Here is a 10,166-nt window from a genome sequence, read left to right as displayed (position 1 = left end):
TCAAGAACCATGCTGGCAGCACGTTGCTTAAACTCGCGGGTGTAGGTCTTCCGTTCTTGCATAGAACCTCCTGAATGGGCGAATCATATCGCCCTTAAGAGGTGTCCGGGATCATTAGGCCAGTTCAGCTTGCCAGCGATGAGGCCAGTAGCAACACCGCAAAAAACCAGTACCCCAAACACCCCCCTCCCGCTATTTCCCGCCACCCGTCCGACCGCCCCGAATCAAAGCGAATCCCTGCCCCGAACCGGACTCCCAGTCATGTACGGCAAACGTCGTGCATCCCTAGTTTCTATGAGGTGAAAGATCATGGCTAACAATGAAAACCGCACTGGCTCCAAGCAAGGTGGCAACCCGGGCAACTTCGCCAACGATCGGGAAAAAGCCTCCGAAGCCGGTCGCAAGGGCGGGCAACATTCGGGCGGCATGAATCAGGACCGGCAGAAACCCCAGGACACCGGCCGCAAAGGTGGTCGCTCCTGATGCAGCAGTGAAGTAATTGGCGGGGCATGCACATGCCCCGTCCGTCTGGCGCATCGTGGCCCTGCCTCGGTGCGCCGTTTGCTTTTGCGGAGGAATCGGCCATGAACAAGGGCGCAGCCATGCTTCTGCTGTCCGGCCTGCTGGCGCTGGGCGGCTGTTTCGACAATTCCAACCACCCCGGCAAGGACTCCGATCCGAGCAAGCCGTCATTGCAGATGCAGCAACCGCAATCGGAAAGTCCGGCTTCGCAGCTGGCGCCGAGCAAGGACAGCGACAACTGACCTTCGGGAGTTCGCCATGCCACGTGCAATCTGGAAAGGTGCGATCAGCTTCGGCCTGGTGCATATCCCCGTTGCCCTGACCACCGCAGTCAGCAGCCAGCGCATCGACTTCGACTGGCTCGACCAGCGCAGCATGGACCCGGTGGGCTACAAGCGGATCAACAAGGTCACTGGCAAGGAGGTGACCAAGGAACATATCGTCAAGGGCGTCGAGGTGGAGAAGGGCCGCTATGTGGTGATCAGCGAGGAGGAGATCCGCAAGGCCCGGCCCGAGGCGACCCAGACCATCGATATCTTTTCCTTCGTCGAGGCCGGGGAGATTCCCTTGCAGCAGTTCGAGACGCCGTATTACCTGGCGCCGGACAAGCGCGGGGGCAAGGTCTATGCGTTGCTGCGCGATACCCTGGAAAGCACTGGCAAGGTGGCCTTGGCCACGGTGGTTTTGCATACCCAACAGCATCTGGCGTTGGTGCGGCCACTGGAGGAAGCCTTGGTGTTGATTACCTTGCGCTGGCCGGATGAAGTACGCGGTCTCGACAGCCTGGAACTGGACAGCAGCGTGACCAAGGCCAAGGCGAGCAAGGCCGAACTCGACATGGCCAAGCGCCTGGTCAAGGACATGAGCGGCAGCTGGACGCCTGGGGATTACCACAACGAGTTTCGCCAGACCATCATGGACCTGGTGGAGGAGAAGGCGGCCAAGGGCAAGATCGCCACGGTGGAACAGCCGGGCGAGGAGGGCGAGGGCAAGGGCGCGGATATCATCGACCTGACCGAATTGCTCAAGCGCAGCCTGGGTGGGAAGCCGAAGAAGAAGGTTGCGCGCAAGGCTTCATGATTGTTGGTTTTTTTACTGGCCTCATCGCTGGCAAGCCAGCTCCCACAGGGTTCGGCAGCGCGGCGGACACTGTGGGAGCTGGCTTGCCGGCGATGAGGCCATCAGCAACACAGCAAAATGTCAAAGTTGCAGCGACCGCAGATAATCCCCAAACCCACCCCGAGCCCGGCTATCCATGCGGCTGCTGGTCGACACACTGTTCAACGCCGTCCACACGATAGTCGCCCCGCACGCCTCCAGATCCTGGATCAACTGCACATCCTCGTTCAGCGCCAACGGCCGGAACCCGCCCACCCGCTGATAGGCGCGGGCACAGATCCCCAGGTTGGCCCCATGGATATGCCGGTGCCCCTCGCGCATCTGGTAATGCCCGAGATAACGTTCACGCAGGGCCTGGTCCTGATCCACCTGCCATTCCTCGATATGCACCGTGCCGCACACCGCATCGGCGGCGAAGCCCAGTTGGCACAGCAGCCAGTCCGCCGGCACGCAACTGTCGGCATCGGTACAGGCCAGCCACTGCGCACCGCGCTGCAGCATCAGTTCGGCGCCAGCCCGGCGGGCCTGGCCGACATTGCGCACATCGACCTCCAGCGTCTCCACGCAAAACGCGCGGGCGATCTCGGCACTGGCATCCGTGCAGTGATCCAGTACCAGCACGATCTCGACCTGGTGCCCGGCACTTTCAGCGGCGCGGGCAGCGGTTCGAACGGCTGCAAGGCAGCGGGGCAAGGTGTCCGCTTCGTTATGTGCAGGAATGATCACGGCAATCATGGGCAGGTCTCGTCCAGGTCGATCACGCTGGGCTGGCAACTCCAGTACTCCAGCAAAAAGTCTGCTTCCTCGTGGCGCAGCACGCGGTACAGCGGCAAACGCTGCTCCAGCAGGGCATGTACCTGACGCCCGTCCTGCGGGCAGCCGTCGATCGGGTGCAGCCAGTGGCAGGCCAGCAGCGCTCCATCGGCGTTCAGGCTGGCCACCGCCTGCTCGATCACCTGTAGCCACTGCGCCGGGTCGAGGTAGTAGCCGATCTCGCCGAGGACGATCAGGTCGAAACTGCCGCCCGGCCAGTCCCCCGGCAGGTGTCCCTGTTCGACCTGGACACCTGGCAAGTGGGCGAGGCGCTGGCGGGCGAGGGAAACGGCGGTGGCGTCGAGGTCATGGCAGACCAGTTCGCTACAACGCTCGGCAAGCGCTGCACTCAGTTCGCCATTGGCACAGGCCGGCTCGAAGATGCGTTCGTAGAACTGCTTTGGCAGGCTGGCCATGATCAGGTCGCGCTTGCGCTTCTCGTACCAGCGGGTGCGAAAGGCCCAGGGGTCGTCGCTGGCGGCGAACAGGTTGGCGAAGTAACGGGCATCGACACTCATCGGAACACCAGTTCGAAAGGTTGCATCAGGCATTCGAGCGTTTCCGCCGGCAGCACCGGCGGGCGCTCGCCATCGGTTTCCAGTTGGCTCACATGGGCCGTGATCGCCTGCTGCTTGCGTTGCAGGGCATCGGCATCCAGTTGCACCTTGTACGCCCGCTCCCAGGGCAGGCGCGTGTCCTCCGGCTCGGCCCAGTACCAGGCCCAGACCGGCACCTCCAGCAAGGCCACGCTCTTGGCCTGCGCTGCCTGGGCGCAGGCACGGCCGACGGCCTCGTGATCGCAGTGGCCATCGCCGCGCCAGGTGCAGAGGAGTTGGTCATCCGCGCGCAGCAGCTGGCTCAGGTGATTGACGAGGAAGGCCTCGTCCCGGGCCACGGCGGTGTCCTTCAACGACAGGCGCTGCCAGTTCAGCGTCTGCACATCGAGGCCGAGCTTGTGCAGGGCGTTGCGGCTTTCCTGCGGGCGCTGGCGGCGCAGGCGGTATTCAGTCCAGTGTTGCGAACCGGGATGACTGGCCTCGCCATCGGTGACCGAGATCAGCAGCAGGTCCGCTTCACGGCCGCGCAAGCTGGCGAGCAGGCCGCCGCAGGCGAGGATCTCGTCGTCGGGATGGGGCGCCACCACCACCAGGCGCCGGCCCGGCGGGCACAGCTGCTGCGGGGTGATCCAGGTGGCCCGGGCCAGGTGGGCCGAGTGCTGCCATTGCTCGTGCCGGGTTGCCGGGCCCTTGAACAGGTCTTCGCTCATAGCTGCCAGGCTCCCGCGGGCATGCCCGCCAGTTGTCGGCCGAGCACGGCGAGATCGCGCTCGGCGTGGCTCTGGCGCAGGAATACCGGCAGGTCTGCGGCGAGCCGGGCGAAATGACTGTTGTGGCAAAACGGCGTGGCGCCAAGGGCGCGGCCGACATGCTCGATTACCTGGTTCACCGCCTGTTCCACCTGGGCCCGGGTGCGCCGCACCAGCAGTTCGGCATCGCTGCCCGGGTTGGCGTCGATCCAGCCCGCGCACTCGCGCAAGGTCGCACGGGCACCGCACAGGGCGGCATCGACTGTGCCCAGGTGCGCCTCGGCGTGCGGGTCGGGGCGTGGCTTGCGGCAGTGCTCGCGCAGGTAATCGGCCAGCGCCTCGGCGGCGCCGTACCAGCAGGCGGCAATACCTGCGCCGCCGTGCCAGAACCCGGGGCGCGACAGGTACTGGCCCGGCGCGCCGATGGCCCGGGCCGGTGAGTCATTGAACTCCATGACCACGCTGGAGGTGGTCGACATGCCCACCGCCTGCCAGCCCTCGGCAATGATTCGCTGGCTCGGATGAGACAGCTCGATCGCCACCAGTTGCGGCTGGTCATGCCTGTCCCAGGCGGTGAGCAGCGCGTTGTCGATCTGCAAGGCGCCGGAACACCAGGCCTTGCGCCCCTCCAGCAGCACCCGCTCGCCATCGCGCTCGACGATGCGCACCCGTGCATCTGGCGGTTCCGCAGCCCACACGCCCCAGATGCCCTGGCCGACCTTGTGGCTGGCGCCGCATTCGGAAAGGATCGCCAGGGCATCGGTGTGGCCCTCGTACAGCTTGGCCAGGCTCAGGTCGCAGCCGGCGACCCGGGCCAGGGTCTGCCAGCGTTGCAAGGTATGGCCCTGGCCGGGCAGGGGCAGCAGGTCGAGATGATCCTGTTGCAGCGATTGCAGGATCAGCGGCAACTGGGTGTCCAGATGCAGCGCCTGGGGACGCTGGGTGAAGCTGCGCAGCAGGGTGTCGAGGCTGCCCAGGTCGAAGTCCTGGATGATGCTCATACGTGGCTCCTTCACTTCAGGCCGAGTTTCTTGCGTATGGCGGCGGTGATCGACTGGCGAGTGGCGGCGTAGTCCTTCCACGGGTCGTTGCCGTCCGCCAGGCGCTCGTCGATGGTGGCCAGGGTCCAGTGGTTGGCGCCCTTGAGCCCGGCCAGTTCCTCCGGCCAGATTGGTACCGACACGGGCATGCCCTCGCGGGCCCGCAGCGACCAGGCGCAGACGGTGGTGGCTCCCTGGCCGTTACGCAGGTAGTCGATGAAGATCCGCCCGACCCGGTTCTTCGGCCCGGACACCGCCGACAGCCGGTCCGGGAACAGCCCGGCCATGTGGCTGACGATGGCGTGGCTGAAATCCTTCACCTCGTCCCAGCCGGCCTTGCGCTGTAGTGGCACCACCACGTGGATGCCCTTGCCGCCGCTGGTCTTGAGGAAGCAGCGCAGGCCCAGTTCTTCGAGCAGGGTGAGGGTCAGGGTGGTGGCCTCGACCATGGCTTTCCAGGGCAGCTTAGGGTCCGGGTCGAGGTCGAGGATGAAGCGGTCCGGGCGCTCGAACTGCTTGTCGGTGGCGTTCCAGGTGTGCAGTTCGAGGGTGTTCATCTGCACCGCGCCGAGCAGAGTGTCCTGGCGATTGATCACCATGGCGGCCTGGCCTGCCTCGTCCTTGCCGTAGGTTTTGACATGGGGCAGGTCGAGCTGGGCGGCGTTCTTCTGGAAGAACAGCTCGCCGGCCAGCCCGTCCGGGGCGCGGACCAGTGCGACCGGGCGATCCTTGAGGTGTGGCAGGATCAGCTTGCCGACCTTGGCATAGTACTCGGCGATGTCCAGTTTGCGGGTGTGGCTGGTGGCATCGATGATGCGCTCGGGATGGGTCAGGCGCATCTGCCTGGCGGTGCTTTTCCTGGCGGTCATGGGACGCTCCAGAGTGATCGCGCTGGCTGGCTTGTCGTTGCGCAGGCCATGGAACACTGCATGGCGGACGATGCCTTCGCGGGTCATCTGGGCGAAGCTGATTTCGGCCAGCAGATGCGGCTTGAGCCAGTGCACGCCACGGGCCTCGGCACCGCTCGGTGGCTTGTCCAGCGCCGGCCGGGACACTTCCAGCGGTTTGAGTTGCCGATGCAGAGTGTGCAGGGTGTCGGTGCTGAAACCGGTGCCCACCTTGCCGGCGTAACGCAACTGCTTGCCATCGTGCAGGCCCAGCAGCAGGGCGCCGAAGGCGGCGCGACTGCCCTTCGGATCGGTGTAGCCGAGCACCACGAACTCCTGGCGTTGCTGGCACTTGAGCTTGATCCAGTCGCTGCTGCGCCGTTCCACATAGGTGCTGTCGCGACGCTTGCCGATCAGGCCTTCGAGGTTCATCCGGCAGGCGCTGGCAAGCAGCGAGGTCACCGGTTCATCGAAGTCGGCGGAGTAGCGCACTTCAGGCGGCGGATCGGCGAGCAGCTTTTCCAGGGCCGCGCGGCGCTCGTGCAAGGGGTGCTGGCGCAAGTCGTGGCCGTCGAGCCAGGGCAGGTCGAACAGGTAGTAGAGAATGCGTTCGTCGTGCTCGGTGTCGAAGGCGTTCTGCAGGGCCTGGAAGTCGGCCACGCCGTTCTCGTCGGCTACCACCATCTCGCCGTCGAGCCAGGCGGATTTCAGCTTGAGCTTCTTGAGCGCGGCCACCTGGCGCGGCATCTTCGCCGTCCAGTCATGGCCATTGCGGGTGAACAGACGCACCTCGCCGTCATCGATGCGGGCCAGGATGCGATAGCCGTCGAACTTGATTTCGTAGCGCCAGGCGCCTTGCGGTGGAGCGTCCACCAGGGTTGCCAACTGCGGCTTGAGTGTGGCGGGCAGCGGCGCCTTGCGCGTTTTTTTCTTCGCCGTAGCGGGCTTGGGCGCGGGTGTCGCATTGGGCAGGGTGCGATCGCTGAGCACGCTGTCCGGCGCGGCTTCGAGAATGTCGTAGTCGCTTTCTTCACGGGCCTGGGCGTCTGCTGACTTGACCAGCATCCACTGTTCTTTCTTGCCGGCCAGGCGCGTGCGGAACAGGTTCCAGCGCCCGCCCAGCTTTTCCCCTTGCAGTTCGAAGCGCAGATGACCTTTGGCATAGCCTTGATGGGGATCGCCTTCGGGAATCCAGATGCCGCGATCCCAGACGATCACATCACCGGCGCCATAGTGACCTTCGGGGATATGCCCCTCGAAGCCGGCGTAGTCCAGCGGATGGTCTTCGACATGCACGGCGAGGCGCTTGACCTTCGGGTCCAGCGACGGGCCCTTGGGCACCGCCCAGCTTTTCAGGGTGCCATCCAGTTCCAGGCGGAAGTCGTAATGCAGGTGGCTGGCGTCATGTTTCTGGATGCAGAACTGCAGCGCCTGGCCTTTGCCACGGGCGCGCTTGCCACTGGGTTCAGGGGTGGCGGTGAAGTTGCGCTTGCGCTGGTATTCCTCGAGGGGCTTGGCCATGGCGAATGCTCTGTCTCCGGCGTCTTACCAAGTGGGAGAGGGGGCGCATGACGGGAGTTCAATCGGCGTGGCGACCGGGTGGCAGAAAGACTGAATCATTCTTCGCGGCGGTGAGTCGACTCAGGTACAGCTCATCCGCAAGCGAGGTTGCCATGAACGAGAAAAGTGAAAAGCCTGCCAGCCATGTGCCGCAGGAGATCGACGACATCCAGGACCGCATGGGCGAAATGCGTGAGCTGGATTTCAGCGACCGCCACGACGAGCGTCAGGGCCGTGCCGGCGATGCGCGGTCGGCGGAAGAGGTGAATCGCGAGTTTCCCGCCGAGCGGGTTGAGCGCAGCGGCATGACCGGGGGGGAAGCCCTCAGCGAAAGCCTGCATGAAGACAACGTCACCTACGACGACCTGAGTCCCGACACCCTGTACGACCAGACCGGTGCCCGCGATCCGTCCGAACGTGGCGGTGCCGGGCCTGTGGACCAGCAACTGCGGCGGGTCGACGAAGACGAAATCGGCGGCGGCATCGGCCTCGATGAAGCCGAGCTGGCACGCTCGGCACCGCTGGACGGCAAGCCCTGGACCGACCGGGTATCGCCGCCGCAAGGCGATGAAGAAGCCTGAGTGAAGGAGGAAACGATCATGAGCGAACAACACTGTGCCTGCCCCGGTTGTACCTGCGAAGTGGACGCCAATGCCGTGCAGGTGGGCGGCGAAGCCTATTGCTGCAAGGCCTGCGCGAGCGGGCATGCCAATGGCGAGCCGTGCCGCATGAGTGAATGCCATTGCGGGGATGACAAGGCGAAGCAGCCGGATGAGGAGAGCGTGGATAACGCGCTGGAGGAGACATTTCCGGCGAGTGATCCGATCTCGCCTTGAAGCCTCTGGGACCGCTTTGCGGTCCTTCGCGGGCAAGCCACGCTCCTACATTGAAACGCGATCAACTGTAGGAGCGTGGCTTGCCCGCGAAGGCCTGCGAAGCAGGCCCAAAGCTTATTTGCTCAGTGCCTTTACCAGATCCGCCTTCCTCATCCTCGATCTCCCCGCAATATTCTGCTTGCGTGCCTTGTCCATCAGCTCGGTCTTGGTCAGTTCCTCCAGCGGCTGATCCGGCCGCGGTTCACCCTGCCGGGTCTTCACCGCGCGTTGCGCTGACGACTGCCGCGACTTGTGTTTAGCGCTCTCACTCTTCTTCTGCCCGGAACCCCCGGCCTTCTCGCCGCCGCCGGATTGCTTGTTGACCGTGGCCCAGGCACGGGCTTCGGCTTCATCCTTGGGCACGCCCTTGGCCTCGTAGCTGTCCTCGATGCGCGCGGCCTTGCGCTTCTGTTCCTCGGTGTACTTGGCTTTGCTTCCGCGTGGCATGGGTGTGGTCTCCGATTATCCATGGCTACAGGGGTGGGGCCGGCAGTTCGCCCGGCGCCGTTTGCAGGTGGGCATCGAGCTTCAATCGATGCAGCAATGCCCGCGCGTCGAAAGGCGCACGGACTTTCAAGTCGTTGTCGAAGTAGCAATAGATCGCCTTGGCACCCTTGGTCGCGGCCTCCCGTGGACCGGCCAGATGGGCGTCGCCAGGTTGCTTGCCGTGACTCCAGGTGCGGATACGCCGGGCCCAACGCTGCAGGGCGCTATCGGTGTAACCGCTGGAATACAGCTCGGCATCGCCGTGCAGACGCAGATAGACGAAATCGGCAGTCAGGTCTTCCAGCAGCGGCCATTTGCCGGCGGTATCGGCAACCACCAATGCCACTTTGTGCTTGCGCAGCAGTTCGATGAAGGCCGGGTCGCGGAAGCTGTCGTGGCGAATCTCCACGGCATGGCGCACTTGCCCCTTGTCATCGTGGTCGAATGCACCGTCTTTCTTCATCCGCGCGGCGCAGTGCCGGGCGCATTGACTGGCGGCGGCCTGATCATGGGGCAGGCGCTGAAGAAAATCGGCGAAGCGCTGCGAATCGAACTTCAGGCTCGGCGGAAACTGCCAGAGGATCGGCCCTAGCTTGGCGCCCAGTTGCAGCGGCCCGGAGGCAAAGAAATTGGCCAGCGGCTCGTCAATCTCCTTGAGCCGCCGCACATGGGTGATATAGCGCGGCGCCTTGACCGCGAAGACAAAGTCATCCGGCGTGGCATCGCGCCATTCGGCATAGCGTTGCGGAGTTTGCAGGGCATAGAAGGAACCGTTGATCTCGATGCTGTTCACCGCGCGCGAAGCGAACGCCAGCTCCTTCGCCTGGACCAGCCCCTCGGGGTAGAAGACCTTGCGCCACGGGGCATAGCGCCAGCCGGAAATGCCGATGCGGATCTCGCTCACGCCGTCGTTCCTTACACTGTTCGTTAAGGGTGCGACTGGCGTGGCTGAGTGTGGGTTCAGGAGGGTGGACGAATGGCGGGAAGAAAAAAGCCCCGTCAGGCGGGGCTTGGAAATTCGCAGTTGGCGAGAAGATGTTCGGCGTAAAGCGTAGATGTATTGCCAAAACTGAACTTTGCCCCCGCCAGCCTTTCCACCGAATGTCGGCCCCGGCGCGCGCGACACGACGAGGAAGCCACCATGAAGTTTTCCCGCTTTGCCCAGAAGCTGGCCAGTTGGACCGGCCGCCCCACGACCTTCTTCATTGCCTTCGCCTTGGTCCTGGTCTGGGCAATCAGTGGCCCGCTGTTCCATTTCAGCGATACGTGGCAACTGGTGATCAATACCTCGACCACCATTGTCACCTTCCTCATGGTGTTCCTGATCCAGAACACCCAGAACCGCGATACCGACGAGTTGCATATCAAGATCGACGAGTTGCTGCGCGCTACCCGCCGGGCGCATAACGCCCTGCTCGGGCTCGATGATCTGGACGCGAAGCAACTGTCCGAGTTGCGCCAGCGCTACGAGCATATAGACGCGCTCGCCGATGACACGGGGGCTGACAAGCAGCTCCGCAACCCTCACGCAGACCCAGGGAAGCACTCCACGAGGTGA

The 10,166-nt window shown here is 64.2% G+C and carries 13 protein-coding genes; 6 read left to right on the top strand and 7 right to left on the bottom strand.

Annotated features, from left to right (window positions below):
* Positions 1-309 precede the first annotated feature (309 nt).
* The 3 genes from PSEMO_RS22420 to ku all read left to right on the top strand — a co-directional run bounded on the left by PSEMO_RS22420 (position 310) and on the right by ku (position 1,602).
* Positions 310-483 carry a con-10 family general stress protein gene (locus tag PSEMO_RS22420; RefSeq protein WP_075805168.1) on the top strand — a complete coding sequence of 58 codons (174 nt, stop codon included), beginning with the start codon at positions 310-312 and terminating at the stop codon, positions 481-483.
* 101 nt (positions 484-584) lie between these two features.
* Positions 585-764 carry a hypothetical protein gene (locus tag PSEMO_RS22415; protein WP_075805167.1) on the top strand — a complete coding sequence of 60 codons (180 nt, stop codon included), beginning with the start codon at positions 585-587 and terminating at the stop codon, positions 762-764.
* 16 nt (positions 765-780) lie between these two features.
* Complete coding sequence (gene ku / locus PSEMO_RS22410; RefSeq protein WP_075805166.1) at positions 781-1,602, top strand: non-homologous end joining protein Ku; 822 nt, start codon at positions 781-783, stop codon at positions 1,600-1,602.
* 120 nt (positions 1,603-1,722) lie between these two features.
* Here the strand turns inward: ku and PSEMO_RS22405 are convergent, their stop codons facing one another.
* From PSEMO_RS22405 to ligD, 5 genes are read right to left on the bottom strand one after another with little or no spacing between them, the layout of a single operon-like run.
* Positions 1,723-2,376 (bottom strand): glycosyltransferase, encoded by a 654-nt coding sequence (locus tag PSEMO_RS22405; protein ID WP_075805165.1) that lies wholly within the window; start codon positions 2,374-2,376, stop codon positions 1,723-1,725.
* Positions 2,373-2,972, bottom strand: coding sequence for a class I SAM-dependent methyltransferase (locus PSEMO_RS22400; protein WP_075805164.1), 600 nt, complete (start codon positions 2,970-2,972; stop codon positions 2,373-2,375). The genes PSEMO_RS22405 and PSEMO_RS22400 overlap by 4 nt, the downstream gene beginning before the upstream one ends.
* Complete coding sequence (locus PSEMO_RS22395) at positions 2,969-3,721, bottom strand: PIG-L deacetylase family protein (RefSeq protein ID WP_075805163.1); 753 nt, start codon at positions 3,719-3,721, stop codon at positions 2,969-2,971. The genes PSEMO_RS22400 and PSEMO_RS22395 overlap by 4 nt, the downstream gene beginning before the upstream one ends.
* Complete coding sequence (locus PSEMO_RS22390; protein WP_075805162.1) at positions 3,718-4,761, bottom strand: acyl-CoA dehydrogenase; 1,044 nt, start codon at positions 4,759-4,761, stop codon at positions 3,718-3,720. The genes PSEMO_RS22395 and PSEMO_RS22390 overlap by 4 nt, the downstream gene beginning before the upstream one ends.
* A gap of 11 nt (positions 4,762-4,772) precedes the next feature.
* Positions 4,773-7,208 carry a DNA ligase D gene (gene ligD, locus PSEMO_RS22385; RefSeq protein WP_075805161.1) on the bottom strand — a complete coding sequence of 812 codons (2,436 nt, stop codon included), beginning with the start codon at positions 7,206-7,208 and terminating at the stop codon, positions 4,773-4,775.
* 152 nt (positions 7,209-7,360) lie between these two features.
* On the opposite strand from ligD, the gene PSEMO_RS22380 reads away from it, so the two are divergent.
* Positions 7,361-7,828 (top strand): phosphotransferase system, HPr-related protein, encoded by a 468-nt coding sequence (locus PSEMO_RS22380; RefSeq protein ID WP_075805160.1) that lies wholly within the window; start codon positions 7,361-7,363, stop codon positions 7,826-7,828.
* An 18-nt stretch (positions 7,829-7,846) separates the two neighbouring features.
* Positions 7,847-8,083, top strand: a complete 237-nt coding sequence (locus PSEMO_RS22375) for a metallothionein (protein ID WP_075805159.1) — start codon at positions 7,847-7,849, stop codon at positions 8,081-8,083.
* Between the two features lie 114 nt (positions 8,084-8,197).
* On the opposite strand, the gene PSEMO_RS22370 is transcribed toward PSEMO_RS22375, so the two are convergent.
* Positions 8,198-8,569 (bottom strand): Rho termination factor N-terminal domain-containing protein, encoded by a 372-nt coding sequence (locus tag PSEMO_RS22370; protein ID WP_075805158.1) that lies wholly within the window; start codon positions 8,567-8,569, stop codon positions 8,198-8,200.
* 25 nt (positions 8,570-8,594) lie between these two features.
* A complete protein-coding gene (locus PSEMO_RS22365; RefSeq protein ID WP_075805157.1) occupies positions 8,595-9,512 on the bottom strand; it encodes a DUF72 domain-containing protein in 918 nt (305 codons plus the stop codon).
* A gap of 237 nt (positions 9,513-9,749) precedes the next feature.
* On the opposite strand from PSEMO_RS22365, the gene PSEMO_RS22360 reads away from it, so the two are divergent.
* On the top strand, positions 9,750-10,166 hold the full coding sequence (locus tag PSEMO_RS22360) for a low affinity iron permease family protein (protein ID WP_075805156.1): 417 nt from the start codon (positions 9,750-9,752) through the stop codon (positions 10,164-10,166).

This window comes from Pseudomonas putida, from assembly GCF_001941965.1.
GTDB classification, from domain to species: Bacteria; Pseudomonadota; Gammaproteobacteria; order Pseudomonadales; family Pseudomonadaceae; genus Aquipseudomonas; species Aquipseudomonas putida_L.
The sequence above is the reverse complement of the archived record's forward strand: the minus strand, read 5'-3'. Positions and strand labels throughout refer to the sequence as shown.

Coding starts and splice junctions, on each gene's coding strand:
- PSEMO_RS22420 (WP_075805168.1), top strand. CDS start 310: ATGGCTAACAATGAAAACCGCACTGGCTCCAAGCAAGGTGGCAACCCG.
- PSEMO_RS22390 (WP_075805162.1), bottom strand. CDS start 4,761: ATGAGCATCATCCAGGACTTCGACCTGGGCAGCCTCGACACCCTGCTG.
- PSEMO_RS22415 (WP_075805167.1), top strand. CDS start 585: ATGAACAAGGGCGCAGCCATGCTTCTGCTGTCCGGCCTGCTGGCGCTG.
- PSEMO_RS22360 (WP_075805156.1), top strand. CDS start 9,750: ATGAAGTTTTCCCGCTTTGCCCAGAAGCTGGCCAGTTGGACCGGCCGC.
- ku (WP_075805166.1), top strand. CDS start 781: ATGCCACGTGCAATCTGGAAAGGTGCGATCAGCTTCGGCCTGGTGCAT.
- PSEMO_RS22380 (WP_075805160.1), top strand. CDS start 7,361: ATGAACGAGAAAAGTGAAAAGCCTGCCAGCCATGTGCCGCAGGAGATC.
- PSEMO_RS22395 (WP_075805163.1), bottom strand. CDS start 3,721: ATGAGCGAAGACCTGTTCAAGGGCCCGGCAACCCGGCACGAGCAATGG.
- ligD (WP_075805161.1), bottom strand. CDS start 7,208: ATGGCCAAGCCCCTCGAGGAATACCAGCGCAAGCGCAACTTCACCGCC.
- PSEMO_RS22370 (WP_075805158.1), bottom strand. CDS start 8,569: ATGCCACGCGGAAGCAAAGCCAAGTACACCGAGGAACAGAAGCGCAAG.
- PSEMO_RS22375 (WP_075805159.1), top strand. CDS start 7,847: ATGAGCGAACAACACTGTGCCTGCCCCGGTTGTACCTGCGAAGTGGAC.
- PSEMO_RS22400 (WP_075805164.1), bottom strand. CDS start 2,972: ATGAGTGTCGATGCCCGTTACTTCGCCAACCTGTTCGCCGCCAGCGAC.
- PSEMO_RS22405 (WP_075805165.1), bottom strand. CDS start 2,376: ATGATTGCCGTGATCATTCCTGCACATAACGAAGCGGACACCTTGCCC.